20 protein-coding genes, 1 pseudogene and 1 riboswitch are annotated in these 25,152 nt (G+C 53.4%); of the genes and pseudogenes, 13 read left to right on the top strand and 8 right to left on the bottom strand.

All coding sequences use genetic code 11. The features are described from left to right. Positions 1 to 97: 97 nt before the first annotated feature. Together CJA_RS19135 and CJA_RS14010 are read right to left on the bottom strand one after the other, a co-directional pair. Positions 98 to 1,045, bottom strand: a complete 948-nt coding sequence (locus tag CJA_RS19135; protein WP_012488498.1) for a pectate lyase — start codon at positions 1,043 to 1,045, stop codon at positions 98 to 100. Between the two features lie 368 nt (positions 1,046 to 1,413). Continuing rightward, a complete protein-coding gene (locus tag CJA_RS14010; protein ID WP_041551556.1) occupies positions 1,414 to 2,781 on the bottom strand; it encodes a TolC family outer membrane protein in 1,368 nt (455 codons plus the stop codon). Between the two features lie 582 nt (positions 2,782 to 3,363). Between CJA_RS14010 and nhaD the strand changes: the two genes are divergently transcribed. From nhaD to CJA_RS13960, 10 genes and pseudogenes are all read left to right on the top strand, one after another. Next, on the top strand, positions 3,364 to 4,623 hold the full coding sequence (gene nhaD / locus CJA_RS14005) for a sodium:proton antiporter NhaD (RefSeq protein WP_012488496.1): 1,260 nt from the start codon (positions 3,364 to 3,366) through the stop codon (positions 4,621 to 4,623). A gap of 161 nt (positions 4,624 to 4,784) precedes the next feature. Continuing rightward, positions 4,785 to 6,020, top strand: a complete 1,236-nt coding sequence (locus CJA_RS14000) for a cation:proton antiporter (RefSeq protein ID WP_012488495.1) — start codon at positions 4,785 to 4,787, stop codon at positions 6,018 to 6,020. A 71-nt stretch (positions 6,021 to 6,091) separates the two neighbouring features. Next, positions 6,092 to 6,191: riboswitch (TPP riboswitch) on the top strand. A gap of 53 nt (positions 6,192 to 6,244) precedes the next feature. Next, entirely contained in the window at positions 6,245 to 7,048 is an 804-nt protein-coding gene (thiD, locus tag CJA_RS13995) for a bifunctional hydroxymethylpyrimidine kinase/phosphomethylpyrimidine kinase (protein ID WP_012488494.1), read from the top strand. Positions 7,049 to 7,091: 43 nt separating this feature from the next. Then, complete coding sequence (gene thiC, locus CJA_RS13990; RefSeq protein ID WP_012488493.1) at positions 7,092 to 9,002, top strand: phosphomethylpyrimidine synthase ThiC; 1,911 nt, start codon at positions 7,092 to 7,094, stop codon at positions 9,000 to 9,002. A 13-nt stretch (positions 9,003 to 9,015) separates the two neighbouring features. Continuing rightward, complete coding sequence (locus tag CJA_RS13985) at positions 9,016 to 9,645, top strand: NUDIX domain-containing protein (protein ID WP_012488492.1); 630 nt, start codon at positions 9,016 to 9,018, stop codon at positions 9,643 to 9,645. Between the two features lie 96 nt (positions 9,646 to 9,741). Further along, positions 9,742 to 10,236, top strand: a complete 495-nt coding sequence (locus CJA_RS13980; protein ID WP_012488491.1) for a DUF1249 domain-containing protein — start codon at positions 9,742 to 9,744, stop codon at positions 10,234 to 10,236. A 218-nt stretch (positions 10,237 to 10,454) separates the two neighbouring features. After that, positions 10,455 to 11,246 (top strand): annotated as a pseudogene (gene cpdA / locus CJA_RS13975) (3',5'-cyclic-AMP phosphodiesterase); the annotation flags it as partial. Between the two features lie 10 nt (positions 11,247 to 11,256). Then, on the top strand, positions 11,257 to 11,832 hold the full coding sequence (locus CJA_RS13970) for a YqiA/YcfP family alpha/beta fold hydrolase (protein ID WP_012488488.1): 576 nt from the start codon (positions 11,257 to 11,259) through the stop codon (positions 11,830 to 11,832). 39 nt (positions 11,833 to 11,871) lie between these two features. Continuing rightward, on the top strand, positions 11,872 to 13,761 hold the full coding sequence (gene parE / locus CJA_RS13965) for a DNA topoisomerase IV subunit B (RefSeq protein ID WP_012488487.1): 1,890 nt from the start codon (positions 11,872 to 11,874) through the stop codon (positions 13,759 to 13,761). A 239-nt stretch (positions 13,762 to 14,000) separates the two neighbouring features. Further along, positions 14,001 to 16,349 (top strand): hypothetical protein, encoded by a 2,349-nt coding sequence (locus tag CJA_RS13960; RefSeq protein WP_012488486.1) that lies wholly within the window; start codon positions 14,001 to 14,003, stop codon positions 16,347 to 16,349. Positions 16,350 to 16,411: 62 nt separating this feature from the next. On the opposite strand, the gene hisC is transcribed toward CJA_RS13960, so the two are convergent. Further along, on the bottom strand, positions 16,412 to 17,464 hold the full coding sequence (gene hisC, locus CJA_RS13955; RefSeq protein WP_012488485.1) for a histidinol-phosphate transaminase: 1,053 nt from the start codon (positions 17,462 to 17,464) through the stop codon (positions 16,412 to 16,414). Positions 17,465 to 17,644: 180 nt separating this feature from the next. Between hisC and CJA_RS13950 the strand changes: the two genes are divergently transcribed. Continuing rightward, positions 17,645 to 18,433, top strand: coding sequence for a TIGR01458 family HAD-type hydrolase (locus CJA_RS13950; RefSeq protein WP_012488484.1), 789 nt, complete (start codon positions 17,645 to 17,647; stop codon positions 18,431 to 18,433). Here the strand turns inward: CJA_RS13950 and CJA_RS13945 are convergent. From CJA_RS13945 to cobT, 4 genes are read right to left on the bottom strand one after another with little or no spacing between them, the layout of a single operon-like run. Next, the gene (locus tag CJA_RS13945) at positions 18,405 to 19,838 is read right to left on the bottom strand and encodes an MATE family efflux transporter (protein WP_012488483.1); all 1,434 of its coding nucleotides are present in this window, start codon (positions 19,836 to 19,838) and stop codon (positions 18,405 to 18,407) included. The two genes, CJA_RS13950 and CJA_RS13945, sit on opposite strands and share 29 nt — an antisense overlap. A 34-nt stretch (positions 19,839 to 19,872) precedes the next feature. Further along, positions 19,873 to 20,484 carry an alpha-ribazole phosphatase family protein gene (cobC, locus tag CJA_RS13940; RefSeq protein ID WP_012488482.1) on the bottom strand — a complete coding sequence of 204 codons (612 nt, stop codon included), beginning with the start codon at positions 20,482 to 20,484 and terminating at the stop codon, positions 19,873 to 19,875. After that, positions 20,481 to 21,227, bottom strand: coding sequence for an adenosylcobinamide-GDP ribazoletransferase (locus CJA_RS13935; protein WP_012488481.1), 747 nt, complete (start codon positions 21,225 to 21,227; stop codon positions 20,481 to 20,483). Before CJA_RS13935 ends, cobC begins: the two co-directional genes overlap by 4 nt. A 26-nt stretch (positions 21,228 to 21,253) precedes the next feature. After that, positions 21,254 to 22,354 (bottom strand): nicotinate-nucleotide--dimethylbenzimidazole phosphoribosyltransferase, encoded by a 1,101-nt coding sequence (gene cobT / locus CJA_RS13930; protein ID WP_012488480.1) that lies wholly within the window; start codon positions 22,352 to 22,354, stop codon positions 21,254 to 21,256. 141 nt (positions 22,355 to 22,495) lie between these two features. Here cobT and CJA_RS13925 point away from each other — a divergent pair, with 141 nt between their 5' ends. Beyond that, entirely contained in the window at positions 22,496 to 23,686 is a 1,191-nt protein-coding gene (locus tag CJA_RS13925) for an amino acid aminotransferase (protein ID WP_041551554.1), read from the top strand. Positions 23,687 to 23,764: 78 nt separating this feature from the next. Here CJA_RS13925 and CJA_RS13920 read toward each other — a convergent pair whose 3' ends face one another. After that, positions 23,765 to 24,334 (bottom strand): mechanosensitive ion channel domain-containing protein, encoded by a 570-nt coding sequence (locus CJA_RS13920; RefSeq protein WP_012488478.1) that lies wholly within the window; start codon positions 24,332 to 24,334, stop codon positions 23,765 to 23,767. Positions 24,335 to 24,433: 99 nt separating this feature from the next. On the opposite strand from CJA_RS13920, the gene CJA_RS13915 reads away from it, so the two are divergent. Then, positions 24,434 to 25,150 carry a glycerophosphodiester phosphodiesterase gene (locus tag CJA_RS13915; protein WP_012488476.1) on the top strand — a complete coding sequence of 239 codons (717 nt, stop codon included), beginning with the start codon at positions 24,434 to 24,436 and terminating at the stop codon, positions 25,148 to 25,150. Positions 25,151 to 25,152 lie beyond the last annotated feature (2 nt).

The raw sequence follows: 25,152 nt of genomic DNA, 5'->3' as shown, positions 1-25,152 counted from the left end.
AGCCAAAAAAATATAAATGGAATAAATTAAAACATAAAAAACGCCGGGGCAGCCCGGCGTTTTTTATGGCTACTAATTATTAATTGTCGATGCCCAATTAATAATTAGTAATGCCTGAGCTGGTACAGCTTGCCCATTTGCCAATACAGATACTGCCAGCATTGCGCAGGCGGCTATTGGTAATGCGCGCGGTACTGGTTGAACTGTCAGTGCGGAAAATGCCTTCTTTCATATTGGAAATTTGGCATCTGTCCACGTTGACGACAATTTTAAATGTAGTACCACCGTTTTGGCGCAGGAACTTACCCATATTATCAACAACACAGTTGGAAACATTCAGTGTTGATGCCGCGTTTACCTGGATAAATTTGTCTTCACCGGCATAGCCAGTGATGTTTCTGGCATTAACAGTACCGGAAGATTTGATGGTAAAGGCATCTTCACCAACGTTGCTCCAGCGAATATTGTCGATGGTGCCACCGTTGTAGAAGTGAATTCCATCGGCCGCATTGTTGCCGAGGACAACATTGCGCAGCGTCGCGCCATTTTCTACCCGGAATACGGGTTTTTGGCTTTCGCTCTGGCTGCCATCACCCAATGCACTGGTGGCGTTAAATACGCGACAGCCGCCGTCGTAAGTGCCACTGGTAACCAGGATGGTTGACGATACATTGGTGGTAGAGCCATTGGAGCAGCTTGCACCAGTAATGCTGCCACTGCTTCCGCCGCCACTGCTGCTAGAGGACGATGAGGAGCTGGATGATGTGGTACCACCTGAGCCGGATTGTGGAATCGAGCATTCCTTTACCGATTTGGAGGGAATCGGATCGGAACCAAAGGTTGCCACAGAACAGGAGAAGGTTCCGCTCAGGTTTTTGTAAACGAATTGTCCCGACGCACCAAAGGCAACATTGGTCGTACCGCTTACTGAACATGTTTGCCCGATTTTACAAATGGTGACATAACCACTGGGACGGTTGGCAGCAGCGAGTACGCTGGCAGCGCAGCCGAGTAATGCAGCTGTGATAACTATTTTTTTTAACATGATTACAATCTCGTCAGTTTATGGGAATAAAAGGACGGATTGACCGAAATGCCGGCATGCTATGCAAAGAGGGGAGGGTACGACTTTTCCGATGATCGCAAAGCAAGCTTTTATTGTTATTGAGGCTTTTGATACGGCGAAAAGCAGGGTGACTATACGCTCATTTTAGGGAATGAAAATATTTTTACGCGCCAATTATATTTTCTTGTCGTCAGAATGCTGCCTGTTTCATGTTTTTGCCACAGAAATTAAGCAGGGTTGTGTGGGAAATAGCAGCGAGGGCAAGGTTACAAGATTATCAGTCGCAAGAATAAAAAAACCGGCAATCTTTTTATGGATAAGAAGATTGCCGGTTATGTGAAATGCGTTTAGTAGTTATCGTATTGCGCGCGGTTTCTCAGGGCATTGTCCTGCAGCCATTGGTCAATCGCTTGTACGTCGGCAGGCGTTAACATGCCGGCGACTTCACGCAATTGGAAGGAGTTGATCACATAATCAAACAGTGCATCAGAATAGCTGCGGCGCGCCTGATACAAATTGCGTTGGGCCAGAAGCACTTCCACCAGATTGCGTGTACCTACCTCATAACCCGATTGGGTTGCCTCCAGCGCTGATTGGTTGGAAACCACCGCTTGCTTGCGCGCTTGTATACGCGCTACATCGGTTTCCATGGTCAGGTGCAGGGAGCGGGCATTCTGGATAACACTGCGCTGTGTGCTGTTGTAGATTTCAAAGTTTTGGTTGTATTGGGCATAGGCCTGGCGGCTGCGTGCAGAAGTCTCTCCACCACTGTAGATGGGCACGTTCAGGTTCAAGCTGATATTGCTGCCTTCGCGCGTTGTGTCGAAGTTGGTATTGGCTTCTGTGCCGTCCGTATCCGTATCGGAATAACCCAGGGACAATCCCAGTGTTGGTAAATGCCCGGCTTTGGTGGATTTCGCACTGTCCAGGGACGCATCGGCTTGTAATTTGGCTGCTTTGAGTCCGTAGTTGTTTTTGAGGGCAAACTCTACCCAATCAGCCCTGTTGGCGGGCGATGGCGGTACGACCGGAAATGCGGGGGCCAGGGGGGCAATGGCTGTTTCCTGGCGTCCGGTTAATACTTCCAGCGCTTCGAAGTTGATACCAATCAGGCCTCTGGCTTCCAGTGTGGCTGCAGTGGCACTGTCATAGGCTGCCTGGGCTTCATGAACCTCGGTGATTGCGGTTAGGCCTACATCGAAGCGCTGTTTGGCCTGTTCCAGTTGCTTGCCCAACGCCTGCTCTTCGGCAATGGTGGCTTCCAGGTTTTCAATGGCCCTCAACACATTGAAGTAAGCTGTTGCTACACGCACGATCAGGCTTTGCTGATCCGCCCCGTATTGCGCTTCAGCCAGCTCGCTGAGTTTGCTGCCCTGTTGATAGTTGTACCACAGCGACATATTAAACAGCGGTTGGGTCAGGGAGATATCCCAGCCCAGGGAATCGGTATCCGAATTGACGGTGGTATTGGTGAGATTGTTGGTGGTGTCTATATCGGACTTGGTAAATGAGGCTCCGGCAGTGATGGTAGGCAGCAAACCGGCACGACCAATCGCTTTATTCTGAAGGCCTGCTTCATATTTGGCGGTATCTGCTTTTAACTGGGCATCGTTTTTCAGGGCCAGCTCATACACATCCAGCAGGCTGTTGGCGTTAGCGGTAAATGGGGTCAGGGAAAAGAGGCTGACGAGCAGGTAAAGCTTGGTCTTTTTCATAGGGTTTTCCGAAGGTCTCAAGTTAAATTCCGATTCAGCGACAGATTCCAATATAAGGCAGTAGCCAGTAAACCTCAGGGCAACAAGCGCGAGGGTTGCGAGTCGATCGAGTGTAGCCGTTGGCTGGCCTGTGGTCGAGAAAAGAGAGGTTTAAGGAGGTAAAGAGAGGTTAAACGTAGCCCCCATGAGGGTGAAGTTACAAATGTAAGCGATCCCCCCTGTTGACTTGTCACCCACCATTATCCTGTCCCCCTGTGCCTGGCTTGCCTTCCTTATATCCCCTTTAGATGTATGACGCGGCTGTTTGGATTCAGCCTGTGCAGTTAACCGTGTTATCAATGAACTGGAGTGATTTTTGCCTGAAAAAATGGGAAATGGGGCAAATAAACAGGATAAACGGGCATTTATTGAGGCTTTTACCGACTGCGGATTGCTTCCATCCCGGGGGGCTCTTATCATGCGCGCCATTTGATGGATTGGCGCATTTTTATTATGTCATGGCGCCCTGGCTGGTCATGCCTGTGCGACTGTTTAAACATCCATCTTGCCAGTTTTATTAGCTGCTAACTTAAGGACTCTCTAATGTCTTTTACCCTGGAAGTTGTACTGGTGATCTTTGCCTTGCTCGCCCTGCTGGGGGTGATCTTTGAAGAGGTTATTCATATCAATAAAGCCAAGATAACGTTGTTTTTTGGCGCGCTTTCCTGGTTGGTAATGTTTATGTTCTCCAGTGGGGAATCCCAGCAGGAGATAATGTTGGAAAAACTTAACCATAACCTGCTTGAGATCGCCACGTTATGGTTATTTCTGATGGCGACCATGACCTTTGTGGCCTACCTCAATGCCAAGGGTATCGTGCAGACGGTTGTTCAGCGTTTTTGCCCGGCGCAAATGACCAAGCGCAAACTGATGCTGATCGTAGCCCTGTTTGCCATGATGTTATCGATGATTTGCGACAACGTGACTGCAACCCTGGTCACCCTGGGCCTGGTTCACGCATTTAATGTGGACAAGCGAACCAGGATTAAAATGGCGGTGCTGGTCGTTTTTGCCGTTAACTCGGGTGGTGTTGCCCTGATTACGGGCGACGTGACCACCCTGATGATCTTCCTGTCGGGCCATGTCACCATGCTCCAGCTACTGACACTCTGGCTTCCTGCCATCGCTGGCGTTCTTGTGCTTGCCAGTCTGATGTTCCCCGGGGTTACCGGTGTAGTGACGACTGAAAAAGATCCACGCAGTTTTACCGGCATGGATTGGGCCATTGTGGTGACTTTCTTTAGCACGATTCTCTGCACCATGCTGTTTAACTTTTTCTTCCATGTACCGCCGGTACTGACCTTTTTGGTAGGGTTATCCATCATGTTCTTTATTGGGCACTTTATGAACATGGATCCGGAGGAGACCCGCATCCTTGAATATGTGCGCCAGATTGAGTACGAAACCCTGTTGTTCTTCCTGGGCGTACTATTGTTGGTGGGTATGTTGAAGGAGATAGGCACCCTGGATGTGTTGACTGGCTTCTATACCCAGGTCGCTCCGACCTATGCTAACTATATGATGGGGCTGTGCTCCGCCTTGATTGACAATGTGCCGCTGACGGCAGCCTTATTGAAATCCGACCCTATACTGCCTACTGCTGAATGGCTGGCGTTGACCTATGGTGTGGGTGTGGGGGGATCAATGTTAGCGATAGGTTCGGCTGCAGGTATTATCGCTATGAGCAAAGTGCAGGGACTTACCTTTGGTGCTTTCCTGCGTTATACCCCTTTGGTGTTAATCGCATACTCTTGTGGTTACGTGGTGGCCGTGTTTCTGGCAAACAGCCTGTTTGGTGGTTAATAAGGACCGGTATCACAGGCACGCAAAAAAACCGGGTTTCCCCCGGTTTTTTTGCGTCCGTTTTCAGGGGCGCGAATTTACACACAATTTATAAGTGGCCAGACAGATAACTGGCAGCATGCACGCAATTTTTTATTCATTACTTTTGCCCAGGGGGTTTTATGTCATCACTTGAGGTTGCCAAGCACGATTTGCTGTATGTCGGGGTTATTATCTTTGCCGGTTTGCTGGGTGGCGTTCTCGCCCGTCGGATCAAGGTGCCGGATATTGTTCTGTTTCTGGTGATTGGTATTGCCCTTGGTCCGACCATTGGCGGTTTATTGCATGTGCCGGCAGACTCGGTGATGAACCAGATGATCCTGACCGTGGGCGCCTGTTACCTGTTGTTTGAAGGCGGCGCCACGCTGCGCTTTGTGGTACTGCGTGAGGTTTGGATAACCCTGCTGTTGATATCGACCCTCGGTGTGCTGATTACCGGGGCGATCACTGCCGCGGTAGGTGTCTGGTTTGGCCTGCCACTGGCAATAGCCCTGGTGTTAGGTGCGCTGACTGCCTCAACCGACCCGGCAACCCTGATTCCTATTTTCAAGCAAGTCCCCATTAAGGATCGGGTATCCCAAACGGTGATGAGTGAATCGGCACTTAACGATGCCATGGGGGCCATCGCAACCTTTGCGGTGGTTGGGTATGTCATGGGTACCGGTGGTGGTTTTAGCCTGACCGGCTCATTGCAGACACTGGCCTGGGAGGTCGGCATGGGATTGTTGCTCGGTGGGCTGGTTGGCTATGCCGCCGCATTTTTAATGGCACACAATAGCTTCGGTATCTTCCGCGATGTCACGCCTTTTGTGATTATCCTGGCCGTTATTACCGTGTATTTGCTGGCGGATGCGGTTCATGCGTCCGGTTTTATGGCGGTATTCACCTGCGGTGTCATTATCGGCAACAAGGAAGCGTTCGGCCTTCCCCTGGATCATCACGAACACGAATACCTGGAAGACTACATGGGCAACACCGCATTGCTGATGCGCATGTTTATTTTCATCCTACTGGGTTCCCAAGTGGATTTCCATCTGCTCAAGGAGTACCTGGGTATTGGCTTGGCACTGTTAGCCGTGTTTATCGTAATCGCGCGTCCGCTGACGGTCTTTCTCTGCGCCGCCCCTGACCGCCGTGCCAAATGGAGTCTGAAAGAGTTGCTGTTTATGAGCTGGACTCGCGAGACCGGGGTGATTCCGGCAGCACTGGTCGGTATCCTGGCGGGTATGAAAGTTCCGGGTATGGATGTCGTTGGTGCGATTACCTTTATCTTTATTCTGGGCACTATCCTGATCCAGGCCACAACAACCTCGTTGCTAGCCGGCAAGTTGGGTTTGCTGAAATCCCAGCAACCCTGACCAATCGGGAAGGGACAGGCTTTCGCCCTGTCCCTTGCTTTACTCTCCCTCCCAAGTCCAATAGACTGCCCACTTTCTTGTCGGGGTGCTCCGTATCTGTTTGCGGGGCTGAGAAATACCCGCCGACCTGATCCGGTTAGTACCGGCGTAGGGAACGAGAGCTCTTCACTTGCGGCAATGCTAATGCTGCGCTCTCTTTCCGCGCCTTTTCCAGCGGAAACTCTATGAACATGACACCCATTGCCCTAACCATTGCCGGCAGCGATAGCGGTGGCGGTGCCGGCATCCAGGCTGACCTTAAAACCTTTTCTGCGCTGGGTGTTTTTGGCTGCAGTGCGATTAGCTCACTGACGGCCCAAAATACCCTGGGTGTACAAGGGGTTTACCCTATTCCTCCCTCTTTTGTGCAGGCGCAGATCGGCTCGGTATTGAGCGATATTCCCGTGGGGGCCATCAAAACCGGCATGCTGGCCACAGCCGATATTATTGCGGCAGTGGCTGAATCCCTGCGCTGTTACCCGCAAATTCCTCTCGTCCTTGACCCGGTCATGGTCGCTACCAGTGGTGATCGCTTATTGGCAGAGGATGCGATTGCCACCTTGCTGCAGGAGCTCTTGCCTCTGGCACGGCTGGTAACGCCCAACCTGCATGAGGCCGCTGTCTTACTGAATACCGCACCCGCACAGACCCAGGCAGAAATGCAAACCCAGGGGCAGGCTTTACTGGGCCTCGGGGCCCAGGCCGTGTTAATGAAAGGTGGCCATGCCGGCGCAATGGATGCCAGCGATTTGTTGGTTACTGCTGAGGGGATAACGGTCTTCTCTGCACCGCGCCTTGCAACACGCAATACCCATGGGACGGGCTGCACCCTGGCATCCGCCATAGCGGCGGGCTTGGCCAAGGGGTTGGAGCTACAGGACGCGGTAAAGTCTGCCAAAGCGTATTTGCATCAGGCATTGGCACATGCCGAAAAACTGCATATTGGGCAAGGAGCGGGGCCCGTGCACCATTTCTATTCATTTTATTAAGTGCTTGAACACGCATCCCGTGCAAAATCCGAGAGGTTAGCCCATGAACACCAGCGTCGATAAAATTCTCAGCCAAACCGCCGAAGTAGACCAGGCTTCGGTACAACCCTTTACCGGGTCGCAAAAAATTTATGTGCAGGGTTCCCGCAATGATATCCGGGTCCCTATGCGTGAAATTTCCCTTGACGACACACCTACCGATTTTGGCGGTGAGAAAAATCCACCGGTGCGTGTGTACGATACCTCAGGTCCTTACACCGATCCTGAGGTTGCCATTGATCTGCGCGCGGGACTGCCCGATATTCGCAGCGCCTGGATTGAAGAGCGTGGCGATACGGAAATCCTGTCGGATAGCCAATCGATTTTTACCCGCGAGCGACTCGATGATCCCAAATTAGCCCATTTGCGTTTTAACCTGACACGCAAGGCGCGTCGTGCCAAACCGGGTATGAATGTGTCGCAAATGCACTATGCCAAAAAAGGCATTATCACTCCGGAGATGGAATATATCGCCATCCGGGAGAATATGGCGTTGGCCCAAGTGCGCGAATTGGGTGTACTTAACCAACAGCATCCGGGCATGAGTTTCGGGGCAAACATCCCCGGGGAAATTACCCCGGAATTTGTGCGTTCCGAAGTGGCGCGTGGCCGCGCTATTATCCCGGCCAACATCAACCACGTCGAGTTGGAGCCAATGATTATTGGCCGCAATTTTCTGGTGAAAATTAATGGCAATATCGGTAACTCTGCGCTGGGCTCGTCCATTGAGGAAGAGGTGGAAAAACTGACCTGGGGTGCGCGCTGGGGGGCAGATACGGTGATGGATTTATCGACCGGTAAAAATATCCATGAAACGCGCGAGTGGATCATCCGCAATTCCCATGTGCCTATTGGTACTGTGCCGATTTACCAGGCCTTGGAAAAGGTCAATGGGATAGCGGAAAACCTCACCTGGGAGATTTTCCGCGATACCCTGATTGAGCAAGCAGAGCAGGGCGTGGATTACTTTACTATTCACGCCGGTGTGCTGTTGCGTTACGTTCCCCTGACTGCCAAGCGAGTGACCGGTATTGTGTCGCGCGGCGGTTCTATCATGGCCAAATGGTGCCTGGCGCATCACAGGGAAAATTTCCTCTATACCCATTTCGAGGAAATCTGTGAAATCATGAAAGCCTATGACGTTAGTTTTTCATTGGGTGATGGTTTGCGCCCCGGTTCGATTGCGGATGCCAATGACGCCGCGCAATTTGGTGAGTTGGAAACCCTGGGCGAGCTGACAGAAATTGCCTGGAAGCACGATGTTCAAACCATGATCGAAGGCCCGGGCCATGTGCCCATGCACATGATCAAGGAAAACATGGATAAACAACTGGAGGTTTGTAAGGAAGCGCCTTTCTATACCCTCGGGCCTCTGACCACGGATATAGCGCCCGGCTATGACCATATCACTTCCGGTATCGGTGCTGCCATGATCGGCTGGTATGGCTGTGCCATGCTCTGTTATGTAACGCCCAAAGAACACTTGGGATTGCCCAATAAAAAGGATGTGAAAGAAGGCATTATCACCTACAAGATTGCCGCCCATGCTGCCGATTTGGCCAAGGGCCATCCGGGCGCCCAGTTGCGCGATAATGCGCTGTCCAAGGCGCGTTTTGAATTCCGCTGGGAGGATCAGTTTAACCTGGGCCTGGACCCGGATACCGCGCGCGCTTATCACGATGAAACGCTGCCCAAGGAGTCCGCCAAGGTTGCGCACTTTTGCTCCATGTGCGGCCCCAAGTTTTGCTCGATGAAAATCACCCAGGAAGTGCGTGACTACGCTGCGCAGCAAGGTGTTAATGTCGAAGGCATTAGCGAAGACCAGCTGGTAAAAATGATTGATGTCGAAGCCGAAATGCAAGAGAAAGCGCGCGAGTTTATAGAGCAGGGCGCAGAACTTTATCACAAGGTCTAACAGGGTTTAGGGAATGGCAATTGATAAACCGGTATTTACCCGTGGCGATGTAGAAATCATTCGCCGCGAGCAGCTGTATAAACGTTTTTTTCGTGTTGAAAAAGTCTTTCTCCGGCATCGTTTGTTTGGCGGCGGTTGGGGTAAAGAAATTGGACGCGAATTGTTTGTGCGCGGTGAAGCGGTTGCCGTTGTACTCTATGACCCTGAGCATGATTTGATTGGTATGGTAGAGCAATTCCGTGTAGGGGCCATGGATGAAATCAATGGTCCCTGGTGCTACGAAGTGGTTGCCGGTATGTTGGAGCCGGGCGAATCCCCGGAAGAGGTTGCGCGCCGCGAGCTAATCGAAGAGGCCAATGTCGAGCCCTGCCGGATGGAGTACATTTGTAATTACCTGTCCAGTCCCGGTGGCAGTGACGAGAAGCTGCATCTTTTTTGTGGGTTGTGCGATCTCAGCCAGGCGGGCGGTGTCTACGGTTTGCCGGAGGAGGGCGAGGATATTCGCGTGCACGTATTTACTGCCGGGGATGTCTTTGCAGAGCTATACAGTGGGGCCTTCAATAACGCCGCGGCCTTGATTTGTTTGCAATGGCTACAGGCTAATCGCCCGCGCTTGCGCACACAAATGACTGGCCAGGAATAAATCATTGCGGCAATTGACTTAACTGCAGGTCTGGCTAACACTTGAGTTAACGATCACTTTCCTGAGCCCTCATTTTTTGGCTGGTTCTCATATTTTATGTTCAGATTGCGCGAAGACTATTCACGCCGCCAACAAGTAGCTCCCAAAGAGTCCTACCACGTTAATTTACCTTTGCAGCAGGCAGAATGCGAAGCCAATTACTATCGCATTCAAAAACTATTGGCGGGTATGCAGTCCGATGATTATCGCTTTATGGTGAGTCGGGGTTCTACTCAGTGGCTGCACCATATCCAGGTAATTGAGCGCTCACGCTATACCACAACATTGGTATTAACCTTGCAGTCCTCTCAGGCGTCCGAGTGGTTGAAAATGCCGCGCCTGACGGTGCGTATTTACCTGGATGCCTGCCTTGCGGAAGTGCTGGCCTGGGAGGGGCATAAACGTTTGCGTCCGCGCTACCACTACCCCAATCCCGCTATGTACCAGACGGACGAAAAATTGCAGATCAACCAGTTTCTGGGGGAGTGGCTCAAGCTTTGCCTGGAAGAAGGCCATAGCCTTGATGATGTAACGCTGGTTCTGGCCGATTAGGGGAATTGCGCTGTGATGGCCGCATCAGTCAGCTGGTCGACTTTGTCACATTGTCGATGACTCATCACTTGAAGGATGAAGCAATTTTGTTATTTAACGGGAATGCAGGCTAGCGAAGAGCCGGATTAGCGTATATCGTTGCTGGATAGTTTGCAGGGTTTGGCGACGTAAGCCGCCCGAATAGATCCTTCGTTTTCAAAACAGTTCGCCAAGGGACCACAGCCGCAGTGCGCCTGATACAGATTACTGATTGCCACCTGGGGCCGCTGCAAAGCGAGTCGCTGCTAGGTTTGAATACTGATCAAAGCCTTGAGGATGTATTGCAGCTTATCCGGGAGAATGAGCCGGACTTTGACCTTTTGCTGTGTACTGGCGATATCGCCAGTGCCGGCCACCTTGAATGCTACAAGCGTTTCTCCGATATTGTGCGCCGCTACTTTTCCCAGCCGGTTGGCTGGCTCCCGGGCAATCACGATTCCTCCGATATCATGGCCAGCAGCAGCCTGCAATCTCTGGCTGAGGCGCGCCTGATGCAACAGGGTAATTGGTTGATTGTGCTTCTGGACTCCAGTGTCCCGGGCCAGGTTTATGGTCAATTGGCGGCCAGCGAGTTGGATTTCCTCGATAATATGCTTTCCAGGCATCCTGATAAGCATGTGATTGTGTCCTTGCACCACCAGTTGGTACCTGTGGGAAGTGCCTGGATTGACCAATACATAGTGCGCAACGCCGATGCGTTTTTTGCAGTGTTGGATGCCCATCCTCACGTCAAATTGGTTACCTGGGGGCATGTACACCAGGAGTTTACCAGCCGGCATAAACAGATTGCCCTGTATGCAACCCCCTCCACCTGTGTTCAGTTCAAGCCCCATTGTGAAAACTTTGCGGTGGATACGCTTATGCCGGGCTATCGCTGGTTTGAATTGAATGAGGATGGCAGCTTCGCAACGGGGGTTGAGCGGGTGACTGGAAAACAGTACGTCATCGACTACAAGTCCGCCGGTTACTGATCGCTTACCCATGGCGGCTGTGCTGTATATCCACGGTTTTTTAAGCTCTCCCCTGTCGTTCAAGGCACAGCAGGTACAGGGCTGGTTAGCCCGTAACCATCCTGAGATTACCTACTTCTGCCCGCACCTGACTCCCTACCCGGAGCAAACCCGCCATACCCTGGCCAGTATGGTGGAGTCCCTGCTGCCGCAGCCTGTGTATTTGATGGGCAGTTCCCTGGGTGGTTTCTGGGCGACCTGGTTGGCTGAAACCTATAATCTGCGCGCCCTGTTGATAAACCCGGCCGTGCGTCCGCAGGATTTTATGCCCGCCTATCTTGAGGTTGACCTCAAGGGGTATCACACGGATGATAGCTACCGCCTGAATGCACGGCACATTGATGAGATTATGGCGACAGATATTCCGGTGACGCGCCTGGCCAATTACTGGCTACTGGTGCAGACCGGTGATGAAACGCTGGATTATCGCGCTGCTGTCGCCAAATACCAGGGTTGCCGCCAGACAATTGAAGAGGGTGGCGACCACAGTTTCCAGGGCTTTGAGTGCTACCTGGCTCAGGGCCTCGCTTTTTTGCGTGGCGAATAGCGCTGCTGCTGTTTGTAATTGAGAGATTGATAACGATTTATGGCTAATTATTCCGCAGAAGATATTGAAGTACTCACAGGATTAGACCCGGTAAAAAAACGCCCGGGGATGTATACCGAAACAACCCGACCCAATCACCTGGCCCAGGAAATTATCGACAACTCGGTGGACGAGGCCCTGGCAGGGCATGCAAAGAGCATTGAGGTTATTCTCCACAAAGACAACTCGGTCACCGTGGCTGACGATGGTCGCGGTATGCCGGTGGATATTCACCCGGAGCAGGGCAAGCCCGGTGTGGAAGTGATTTTGTGTACCCTGCATGCCGGTGGAAAGTTCTCTAACAAAAACTACCAATTCTCCGGTGGTTTACACGGTGTAGGGGTGTCGGTAGTAAACGCGCTGTCCGAGCAGTTGGAAGTGACCATCAAGCGCGATGGCAATGTCTATCGCATGGGCTTTGCCAATGGCGACAAAGCCACCGATCTGGACATTATCGATACCTGTCCCAAGCGCCAGACGGGAACCAGTGTGCGTTTCCTGCCCAATCCTGTGTATTTCGATTCGCCCAAATTCTCGGTTACGCGCATGCGCCATGTGCTGCGGGCGAAGGCTGTATTGTGTCCGGGTTTAACGGTGAGCTTCCTCGATGAAGCGACCGGTGAAAAAGATGTCTGGTATTACGAAGATGGTTTAAAAGATTACCTTGCCGGTGCAACCCAGGAGTGGATCAGTTTGCCCGAGCAGCCCTTTGTGGGCGATTTCAAGGCAGAGACAGAAGCCATCAGCTGGGCGGTACAGTGGCTGCCGGAAGGTGGTGAGCTGGTGCAGGAAAGCTATGTAAACCTGATTCCCACTGCCCAGGGCGGAACCCATGTTAATGGTTTGCGTACCGGCCTGATGGACGCCATGCGCGATTACTGTGAGTTTCGCAATTTGATTCCGCGCGGTATTAAATTGGCGCCCGAGGATCTGTGGAATAACTGTTGTTTTGTGCTCTCCTACAAACATTATGACCCGCAGTTTTCCGGGCAGACCAAAGAGCGGTTGACCTCACGGGAAGCGGCAGCGTTTGTGTCGGGAATTGCCAAGGATGCATTTGCCCTCTGGCTCAACCAGCACACGGAAGAGGGCGATAAACTTGCCGAGTTTTGTATCAGTAACGCGCAGAAGCGTGTGCGCTCGGGTAAAAAAGTTGCACGTAAAAAAGTCACCCAGGGGCCGGCCTTGCCTGGGAAATTGGCCGATTGTTCCAGCGGCGATACTTCGCGCAGTGAACTCTTCCTGGTAGAGGGTGACTCCGCCGGTGGATCGGCCAAGCAAGCGCGCGACCGTGAATTCCAGGCGATCATGCCGTTGCGCGGAAAAATCCTGAATACCTGGGAAGTGGATTCAGCAGAGATCCTGGCTAGTCAGGAGGTTCACGATATTTCTGTTGCTATAGGTATGGATCCCGGCAGCGAAGACCTGAGCGAATTGCGTTACAACAAAATTTGTATTCTCGCCGATGCGGACTCGGATGGTTTGCATATTGCCACCTTGTTGTGTGCGCTCTTCGTGAAACATTTTCCCGTGTTGGTGCGCAATGGCCACGTCTTTGTGGCCATGCCGCCGCTTTATCGCATCGATATCGGTAAAGATGTGTACTACGCGCTGGATGAAAGCGAAAAAAATGGCATTCTCAATCGTATTGCCGCCGAGAATAAAAGGGGCAAGGTGAATGTACAGCGCTTCAAAGGCCTTGGGGAAATGAATCCACTGCAATTGCGCGAAACCACCATGGCCCCGGACACTCGCCGCTTGGTGCAATTGACTATCGAAGACGTTGACGGAACCCTGCAAATCATGGATATGATGCTCGCCAAAAAGCGCGCCAATGATCGCAAAACCTGGCTTGAAGAAAAGGGGAACCTCGCTGAAGTCGCTGTATAAGTGGAGTGGCAATTCTGTTTTCAAAGGAGGCATTTGCCTCCTTTGTTGTTTTTAGCGGTAATGGTTCCTTTCCGAGTAATTGCTTTTTCGCCAACGGGTTCCCGGATTTTAGGCTCGCACATCGGCAAAAGCTGGCTACACTTTTTACCATTGGCATTGTCCATGGCCACGTAAGGCTTTGTCTGTTTATAACAATCACATGTCAGACATCTTAATCTCCCCTGATCCAGGAAAGTATCATGAACAATAAATCTAATCGGTTCCTGCTGTCTTCTTTGGCCACTGTCCTGCTGGTTCTCCAGGGATGTGGTGGTAGCGATACGGAAAAAGCCCCGGCACCAAGCGGTCCTGAAGCCTTTGTGGTGGGCACCCATCCCCGTTTTGACCCGATCATCTCCGATGTACCCTTTAACTCCGATTTGATTTTTGCCAAGGCAGCTACCACCGATGGAACTGCCGATGTGGGCACTCCTACTGACCCGGTACGGGCGGCTGTCAATGTGCTGGATGGCTTTTCTACCTCGGCATTTTTCGACGTGCTGGTGAGTGGTAGTGTTAATCCAGCGACAGCAATTGCCGGGCAGACGGTATTCCTGGTGCAGCTGGATACCGGAACCAATGATGCCCTCGATCCTGCCAATGTCGTAGGGATCAAGGCCCTGGCCAATTTTGATGTCCAGGTGGTGTCCCTGGATGGCGGCAGCAACAACACCCTGCGTATTCGTCCCATCAAACCTTTGGCGGCCAAGAGCAAGTATCTGGTGATTGTCACCGACGATGTGAAAGATGCGTCCGGCAGTGCGTTGACCCGCTCCTGGTCTTATAACGCCCTGCGCGATTCCAGTTACGCAGTCCCGGGGGCGCTATTACCGGTGCGCGCGGCAATTACCGGCTGGGAGACCCTGGCCAGCCAGTTCCTCGCCGCTGCCAGTGGCGGCCAGCTTACGCCTGCCGCCGCTAAAGAAAAGTTAGTGCTGACTTACACCTTTACCACCACCGATCCGCAAACACCGCTGATCGCCATGGCCGCGCCACGCGCGGCGGTGGCGGCAGCCCAGATTGCCGCCGGGGTTGCGCCGGCGACTGCCGTTAGCAATGCGGTAGTACTGGATGGCAATAACCTCCTGCCAACCCCCAAGGCGCGCTCTTTAGGGCTATCGACTTTAACCGGCGTGGATTTCTCGGCGTTTAGCAGCCAGTTGGCCGCTAATGTCGGCACGCTATATACCGGCTATATCAAACTGCCCTATTACCAGTCTGTACCGAGCCAGGCGGGCTCGTTCGACTACCTGCAGCGCAATTGGCGCCCTGACCAGGTACTGGCCGCTGCCCTGGGCCGCGAGTTACCGGCGGATGTGGATGGGACTTACAACGTGACCTATCGCTACCCGTTTGCCGCCAAAACCACCGATGTTTCTATCCCCCTGCAAGTCACCATGCCATCCAATAGCCGGGTTCCCGGTTATGCGGGGGCAGCCAACTGCGGGCAAATTTATGCAGCTACCGGCTATCCCGTGGTGCTTTATGTCCATGGTATTACCAGTGATCGCACCTCGGTGCTGGCCCTGGCCCACACCCTGGCCAGCAACTGTGTGGCCACTGTGGCGATAGACCTGCCGGTGCATGGCGTGCCGGCCAATAGTGCCTTTGTCAATGTGCTTAACGTGGAGCGCAGCCAGTCGATTCCCTTTGCTGCGCTCTATGGGGATAACGCGCCTAAGGAGCGCCATTTCAATGTGGCAGGTAGCGGTGGGGCACCGGCGGCAATGAATTTTGATAACCCGGGAGCAACCGATGGTTCGGGTGCGCAATTTATCAACCTGGGGTATCTCGCCAATACGCGCGATAACAATCGCCAGGCGGTGATGGATTTGTTAAACCTGAATGCCAGTCTGGGCAATTTAAGTGACCTGCTGGAAGATGCATTGGATCTTGGCCTGAACCTCAATCGTGTCAATGTTGTGGGGGTGTCCCTCGGCGGTATATTGGGTAATGTGTTTGTGACCGTAAACCAGCGGGCGATAGCCAGTGATGCCCAGGTGGGGTTGACCGCTAACCTCAATCCGGTACAGGGGGTTGTTATGTCGACCGCGGCTACCCAGGTTAGCCAGGTGCTGATTAACTCCAACACCTTTGCGCCGGTGATTAACAGCGGTTTGGCGGCCAGTGGGGTGACGGTGGGAACGACCAATTATGAGCGCTTTATGTATGCGGCCCAATCCACACTGGACTCTTCCGATCCGGTAAATTTCTCTGAAACCCTGGGGAGCCTGGGTACGCCCGTGCTATTGCAACAGGTGAAAGACGATGCGGTGATCCCCAACCGGGCCGCCTCGGCGCCCCTGACCGGCACCGAAGCCATGGCCAGGTTGTTGGGCGCTACCCAACTGGGAACGGGTAGCGCGGCGTTGGGTGTTGGTTTTGTCAAACTCAATGCGGGCGGCCATGCGTCGCTGCTGCGCCCGGAGGGCGGCGCGCCCCAGGTGACGGCAGAAATGCAAGCCCAGGTGGTGACCTTTGTGTTGAACAATGGCACTGTCGCGGTGGGCAGCCAGGCGCCCGCCAATATTGAGTTGCCGGAAAATTAATGTCCTGCGCTTGGTATGAAACAAAAACCCCGGCCAAAGTGCCGGGGTTTTTGTTTGAGTGATCAATATTGTTGCAACACCTCAATCATCTTTTGCATCTGCTCATCCGTGCCGATGGTGATGCGCAAAAATTGGTTGATGCGCGGTTTGTTGAAGTAGCGCACCAGGATTTTGTGGTCGCGCAGGTATTGGGCGATCTCGGCGGCGTTGCCGGCGGGTGGGGCGGCGAAGACAAAGTTGGCCTGGGAGGGCAGTACTTGGTAGCCGAGTTTTTCCAGTTCCCGCACGGTGTAGTCGCGGGTGGCGATGACTTTGTTACAGCAGCGTTTGAAATAGCTGTCATCTTCAAACGCTACCACAGCAGCCGCTTCGGCCAGGCGATCCAGTGGATAGGAGTTGAACGAATTCTTTACCCGGTCCAGGCCTGCGATCAGATCCTTGTGCCCTGCCGCAAAACCGACACGCATCCCCGCCAGGGCACGGGATTTGGAGAGGGTTTGCACCACGAGCAGGTTGGGGTATTTACCGATCAGCGCTATGGCGGTTTGGCCGCCGAAATCGATATAGGCTTCGTCGACCACGACCACTGTTTCGCTGTTGCGTTGCAGCAGGGCTTCGATCTCCGCCAGGGGTTTACCGATTGCCGTGGGTGCATTGGGGTTGGGGAAAATAATACCGCTGTTGTCCTGCGGGTAATCGTTAAAGTCAATATCGAAGTTGTCATTGAGCGGGACAGTGCGGTAGTCGATGTTGAACAGTTTGCAGTAGACCGGGTAGAAGCTGTAGGTAATATCGGGGAACAGCACTGCTTTGCCCTGCTGGAAAAATGCCATAAATAGCAACCCCAGGACTTCGTCGGAACCGTTGCCGACAAACACCTGTTCCGGGCTGATGTTGTGGTAACTGGCAATAGTGGCCTTGAGTTTTTTGGAGTCCGGGTCGGGATAGAGACGCAGCCGGTCAATGGCGTCATGGGTCATTAACTCAAGCACCTTGGGGGAGGGCGGGTAGGGGCTCTCATTGGTGTTGAGTTTGATCAGACCATCAATCTGTGGTTGCTCACCGGGCACATAAGGCTCCAGCGCACGCACCACGGGACTCCAGAACTTCGACATGGTTACTCTCTATGTTTGTGCAGAAAAGGGGGATCTAACGGGGTGCTGAGTATACGCCGGGGCGTGTAGAGCCGCAAAATGAGTGGTAATCCCGCGCTGAATACACAGCTATTATCACCCGGGCAATTGGCAGGGTTTATGCTGTGATTTGGTGATTATCGTGTTTGTGGGGACAGATCTATGAAAACGCCATGGTCGTTGATTCTGCTCGATCTTGATGGAACCTTGTATGTGGGAAATGACCCGATTCCCGGCGCGCTTGAGGCAGTGGCACACCTGCGCCGGGAGGGGTTTGTCCTGCGCTTCCTCACCAATACCACGACCAAGTCCCAGGCCCAGTTGATCGCGCAACTGCGCCACCTGGGATTTGAATTGGCGGATGAGGAATTGGTGAGTGCACCTGTTGCGGCACGCCTGGCGCTGGAAACGTTGCAGCAGGCAGCCGGGCGACCGCTGCGGATTTGGCCCCTGGTGGCAGAGGCGATCAAGCCGGATTTCAGTGGCTTTGCCTGGGATGAGGCTGCGCCTGATTATGTGGTGCTGGGGGATATCGGCGATGCCTGGGATTTGGCACTGATTAACCGGTTGTTTAATGCCATGCACAGTGGAGCGGAATTAATTGCGCTGCATAAAAACCGTTTTTGGCAAACGGCTGACGGGCTTAAGGCGGATATAGGTTTTTTTGTGGCGGGGCTCGAATATGTAAGCAGTAAAACCGCGTTGGTGATGGGTAAACCCAATCGCGATTTCTTCCAGGGGTTGCTGGATTCCGTTGGTGTTAGTGCCGGGCAGGCCTTGATGGTCGGCGATGATATTGACAGTGATGTGGGCGGCGCCCAGGCGATGGGTATTGGGGGGTGCCTGGTAAAAACCGGTAAGTTTCGCCAGGCCTATTTTGATCAGTCAGCGGTAACACCCGATATATTGCTCGATAGCATCGCTAATTTGCCGGAAGCACTTGGGTATTAACCGGGCTATGGCGCGGATCGAAACGCCACATACGCCAGGTCAACAACAGGGCTGCACAGACCAGGCCTGCGATAAGCGCGGTCCAGAAACCGGATGCCCCCATGGGTTCCACTAACCAGTCGGTAAAAGTCAGTGTATAACCCAGGGGCAGGCAGATGGCCCAGAAGGACAGCAGCATGATCAGCATGGGAATTTTGGTGTCTTTGTAGCCGCGCTGCACATTAATCATGGTGACCTGGATGACGTCGGCCAATTGGAAAAAAGCGGCCAGTACAAAGAGCTTGGCCGCGACGGCCTGTACGGCGGCATCCGAGGTATAGAGGCCGGCGATCCACTCGCGCCCGAACAATAACAGGGGCGCATTGATTGCCCCTATACCCAGCGCCAGCAGCAGGGAGCTGCGTGCCAGCAGGCGGGCCTCCGCTTCATCTCCCGCCCCCACTAAAAAACTCACGCGCAACGTCAGTGCCATACCCAGGCTTAGGGGCAGCATAAACAGCAGCGAAATCACGTTGAGTACAATTTGGTGGCCCGCTACGGTGATTGCCCCCAGCGGCGCGAGGAAAAGCGCGATCATGCAAAACATGCTCACCTCCACAAACAGGGTAAATCCAATGGGCAGGCCAAGGCGCAGCAGGCGTTTGATATCTGCCATCGAAGGTGCAACCCATTCCCCGAGCAGATGCAGGTTGGCATAAACACGGCTGCGATTGAGGTAAATCAGCAAGCCAATCACTGCTGCCCAGTTGGCAATACTGGTGGCCCAGCCACAGCCGATACCGCCCATCGCGGGCAGGATGAATAACCCGAAATCTACGCCGTAAATAAAAAAATAATTGAGCGGTAAATTGAGTAAGGTACTCAGCAGGGAAAAACTCATGATGACGCGGGTATGCCCCAGGCCGTCCGTCAAGCCACGCAAGGCCAGCAGTAACAACAGGGCCGGAATACCCCAGGCGAAGGCGGCGAGGTAGCCTTTGGCAATGGCTGCCGTAGCGGCATCCAGCTGCAGCAGTTGCAGTACCGGATCCAGGTTGAGGATGATAGCTGCCATCAGCACCATGCCCGCCATGGCAATGTAAATCCCCTGCCAGGTGGTGGGGATAATCTGGTGCATGGCTCCCGCACCGCGCTGGCCGGAAATCGTGGGTTGCAGCGCACCTAATACCCCCGCAAAAAATAACAGGATAGGCACCCACAGGCTGGTCCCTATGCCGACGCCCGCCAGGTCTGTCGCACTGGCATGGCCGGCCATCACCGTATCGATAACACCGTTGGCCATTTGCGCCAGCTGCGCTACCAGGATCGGTGCGCCCAATATCCCCAATTGACGCCACTCGTTAAGGGTGCGCACCACCAGGCTTTGGTCGTGGTTGGGCAGGGATTGTGAAACAGGCTCATTCATGGTGTGAAATATCTCTGTACATCGGTAGCGCAAGTTAGTGAGTGGCGCCTATCCATTGGATGACGGGGCGCGCGTGGGGGTGATCGGCCAGCAGGATGCGCGTGTGGCTAGTGTAGTCGATATTGAGTTGGCGAAAGAGCGCGGCATTGCGCCAGTCCAGCTGCAATAGGTGCGCAATCACAATACGAATTACACCGCCGTGGCAGAGCAATAATTGATGGCCGCTGTGGTTTTCATCGAGCAACCTGTCCCAGGCGTTAATCACCCGCCCGGCAAATTGCGCCAGTGTTTCACCGCCGGGTGCGGCAGCCTCGGCGGGTTTATCCCAAAAGGCTTCCAGTGCCTGCCAATCCTGCACATCGCTAAAGGCCATGCCATCCCAGTGGCCAAAGTGCATTTCCATAAAGTCGTTATCAAGTTGCAGGGGAATCTGTTCCCGGATCGAAAACTCCCTGGCCACCTGCTGGCAGCGCACCAGCGGTGAACTGATGATGCGCGTGATAGGGGGAGCCTGGTGCAGCTGTTGCAAACGTGCCATGGCCGTGCGGTAGCCCTGTTCGCTCAGGGCAATATCGGTATGGCCGTAAAGGCCGGCGCTACCCGCCACCTGGCCGTGGCGCATCAAGGTAATGATGTTGGTGTTCATAGGAAGGTGAGCAGCGCTCCGTAAATACCCAGTTCAGCCACCTGCTGTACTGCCCCCAATGTGTCCCCGGTGTATCCGCCAATCTGGCGCGCGAGATAGGTGATGGCTAATTGGCGCAGCAGGATTAACAACCCAAGGAGGATGAGTGTTTGTACTAAAGGCAGTAAAACAAAAAAGGGCAGTATGCCCAGTAACAGGATGAATAAATCCGTGCGCGATTGGTTATTCGCCAGGGGTTTACTTTTGCTGGTATCAGTGTCGGCGACGTAAACCATACTGAAAATCAGGCTGCCTGATACAGCGCGCGACAAAGGGTATGCAATGAGCAGTGCGGTGATGATGTCGGTATTTTCAATCAGCAGCAAATACTTGCCCAGCAGTGCCATGACCAGCGCGCAGGCACCATAGCTACCTATGCGGCTGTCTTTCATAATCAGCAGTTTTTTGTCGCGCTCAAAGGCACCGCCAAAACCATCTGCCGTATCGGCCAGTCCATCCTCATGAAAGGTACCGGTTAGCAGCAGGCTGAATACCATGGCAAGCCACAGGCTGACTGTCTCTGGAAACAGGTGCTGGGCTGCCCAAAATACCAAGGCAACCAGGGCACCCAGCAAACCGCCGACCAGGGCAAAATAACGACTGGCGCGGTTGAGGTTTTCTGCCGAATACTCCACTTGGGCGGGAATGGGAATTCGACTGAAAAAGCCCAGGGCGAGCAGGAATAAATGAAGTTGTTGTTTCATCGTTGCCGCGACATGTTGGGATGTTGTTATACCTTGACTCCGGCGCTTTCAAAGGTCGCCATCTGGTTGTAAAAACTGGCGGCTGCCTGTACCAGTGGCCATGCCAGTGCGGCACCGGTGCCTTCACCCAGGCGCAATCCCAAATCCAGCAGCGGTTTGGCATCCAGTAATTGCAGGATCAACCTGTGCCCCGGCTCTTCGGAGTGGTGGGCAAAAATCATATAGTGACGCGCACGGGGATTTATCCGCACGGCCAGCAACGCAGCCGCACTCACGATAAAACCATCCACCAGAATTAACTGGCCTGCGGCAGCGGTTGCCAGCATGGCACCGCAGATCTGCGCAATTTCAAAGCCGCCGACTTCCATGAGTACATTCAATGGTGAAGTGTCGTGAATACGGGCGATAGCCTGCTGCACTAACGCAATTTTTTTGTCCAGTTGCTCCGCGGTAATCCCTGTGCCCCGGCCGACACACCGGGCAATATCGGCGGCATCCCGTGCGCCGCTGAGTGCCGCAAGTATGGCAGCGGCGGAGCTGCTATTGCCAATGCCCATTTCACCAAATGCCAGCAGGCGCGAGCCGGCTGCAATTTCTCCTGCGGCAAGGGTATCGCCCATACGCAGCCCCGCGATTGCCTGGGTGCGGCTCATGGCAGGCCCCTGGGCAAAGTTAGCGGTTCCCTGTCCCAAACGCTGGTTGATCAAGGCGAAAGGTGCCGGGCGCAGCTCATCGGCGATGCCGGCGTCTATCACTTTGAGCGGCAAATGGTTTGCCCGGCAAAAACAATTGATCGCCGCCCCGCCAGCGAGAAAATTCATCACCATTTGTGCGGTGACCTTACTGGAGGCAATACTCACTCCCTCAGCCGCAATCCCGTGGTCGGCGGCAAACACCAGCATCAACGGACGGTCCAGCGCCAGGCGCTCCGGTGCCCCTTGAACCAGGGCAATCTGCAGGGCCAGGTTTTCCAGCTGGCCCAGAGCCCCCAGAGGTTTGGTCTTTTGGTCGATACGTGCCTGGATAGCGGGTTTCAGGCGGTTGTCGGGTTCGCTAATCGCCCATTCGGGCAGGGTATTGTGGTCGCCGGGGGACATCATCAAAACACTCAGCAGCAGGGTTTGCAAAAGGCGAGCAACTTATCACAACCCGGCGGGATTTACCCCGGCTTATACCATGGCGGTCCGGACGCGTATAATCGCCGCCTTCCGGTGGCATTGAACCTTCGCTGCCATCAGTCACTTGTGCCGATCCGGCTGGAGCCTGTTATGTTCGAGACCCTCAAACTCCTTCCCGCCGACCCCATCCTGGGGTTGAGCATGGCCTATGCCAAAGACACCAACCCCGCCAAAGTCGATTTGGGCGTCGGTGTTTATAAAAACGATGAAGGGCAAACCCCGATCATGGCGGCTGTGGCTGAAGCGGAAAAGCAGCGCATTACCCGCGAAACGACCAAGGCCTATACCCCACCCGCCGGTTATCCCGGTGCCAACGAGGCTGTCACTCGACTCATCTATGGCGAAGGGCATGTGGCGGTCCTGGCCAATCGCGTGCGAACCATCCAAACCCCCGGCGGTTGTGGCGCCTTGCGGGTCGCTGCGGAATTGATCCAACGCGCCAAGCCTGGCGCCAGTATCTGGGTAAGCACACCTACCTGGGCTAACCATATTCCCCTGCTGGGTAGTGCAGGGCTGAGCCTGAAAGAATATCCCTACTACGACTACACCTCCCACAGCATTAACCTTGAGGCTATGTTGGCGACCTTGAAGACAATCCCGCGCGGCGACCTGGTGCTGCTCCATGCCTGCTGCCACAATCCCAGCGGTGCGGACCTGTCGCGCGCGCAGTGGGACCAGGTTGCCGATGTGTTGCAGGAGCGCGGTGTGATTCCCTTTGTGGATATGGCATACCAGGGGTTCGGTGAAGGGCTGGATGAAGATACCTATGGCTTGCGCCTGCTGGCCTCGCGTTTACCGGAAGTCGTGATCGCCACCTCGTTTTCCAAAAACTTTGGCTTGTATCGCGAGCGTGCAGGTAGTTTGAGCCTGGTACTGGCCGATGCTGCACAAGCCGATGCCACCAACAGCCAGTTACTCAGTGTGACGCGCGGACTTTACTCCATGCCACCCGCCCATGGCGCAGCCTTGGTGGATATTATCCTTCACTCCCCGGAGTTGACTGCCCTATGGCAGCGTGAATTGACCAGCATGCGCGAGCGCATTGCCGGTTTGCGTGTCGACCTGGTTGCCGCCCTGAATGGATTACAGCAACAGCGCGATTTCAGTTTTATCGCACAGGAGCGGGGTATGTTTTCATTCCTGGGACTCAATGTTGAACAGGTGCAGAAACTGCGCAGTGAATACAGCATTTACATGACCGACAACAGCCGTATCAGCGTAGCCGGCTTGCGTGCACAGAATATTGATTACGTTGCCAGGGCGGTTGTGGCGGTTTTGTGATACCAATAAGGGTTTTACAAACCAATAAGGAAAAGGGGCGCTACACATCGCCCCTTTTCCTTTGCGCGACAGGTTTAATCAACCGTCCTCGTTTTCATCCTCTTTTTTCACCGGTAGGGGATGCTCCAATTTCAAGACCGCTTTTTGCAGGATCAAACTGTTGGGATAGGTAATCACATTGCCGTCATCGCGTTTTAGAATAACGTGGAACATGCTGATCTCAATAATAATGCCACTGATGTCATCGTCCTTATCAAGGATTTTAATGCGGTCATTAACCTTATACGGGAAACCGAAAAAAATCAGCATGCTGGCAGTGACGTTACTCAAAATGGACCACTGGGCAAAGAGTGCAATACCAACGACAGCAAAAATGGATGACAGGAATACCGAAATTTCGCTGTAACCCAAACCCAGAATAAAACACACGACAACCACACATAAAAATACCATGGCGATATTCATCAGGCGGGTAATGTAAAGTACCCGCAAATCCCCCAGGGAGCGGCGCAGGCTGATGTCGTGAACAATCTTGTTTAATAATTTGGAGCCGAGCCAAAAGGCCAGGATACATACCAGTACCAGCAGGGCCTTGCCGACCATGTTATGGGCCAGGATTCGCTCAATGATTGGCCAGTATTCACTCATGGGAGAAATCTCTATATCGAATGGCGGGATTGTGGGGTGTCAATAAAAAGACTGCTATGCTGCCATCTTTCCAAATTTTTTTCACGGGTAAGGTGAATTATGGCATTGGCTTGTATTGCTCATCGAGGTGGTCCACTGGCGGGGGAAACAGCCTTGCCGGAAAACAGCCTGGCGGCTATTGAGCGGGCATTATCCATGGGCGTGGATGCCATTGAAATCGATGTGTTCCAGGTAGAGGGTGAATTACTGGTCACCCATGATCGCCGCCTGGGGCGAGTCATTTCCGGGCAGGGGGTGATTACCGATGTACCCCTGGCCTATTTGCGTGAACAGCATTTAGCAAATGGCGAACCTATTCCCCGGTTGCAACAGGTGCTGGCGTTGGTTGCAGATAAAGCATTACTCAATATTGAAATCAAGGGACAGGATGTCGTGCCTGTTTTGGCGCGCGTGCTTAAAGAGTATCAACTGGGTTCTCATGTGAGTGACGAGCACTACATCATTTCCAGTTTTGATCACCAACAACTTTACCAAGCTATGCAGCAATTGCCGAACATAAAACGTGGTGTATTAATCGAAGGTATTCCCCTGGATTATGCCGCTTGTTGCGATGCCTTGCGCGCCTATTCCCTGAATAGTCATTTAAGTTTTATCACCCCAGCGTTAATCGCGGATGCCAAACAGCGCGGTTTGAAAAACTGGGTGTATACAGTCAATCACGAGGACGATTGGTCATACATGAACGCGCTGGGTGTCGATGCTGTATTTACCGATAAACCGGACGCACTGCTGCAATTTAATCGCCGGCATCCATAGGA

The sequence above is a fragment of the Cellvibrio japonicus Ueda107 genome (assembly GCF_000019225.1).
Classification (GTDB): domain Bacteria; phylum Pseudomonadota; class Gammaproteobacteria; order Pseudomonadales; family Cellvibrionaceae; genus Cellvibrio; species Cellvibrio japonicus.
The sequence above is the reverse complement of the archived record's forward strand: the minus strand, read 5'-3'. Positions and strand labels throughout refer to the sequence as shown.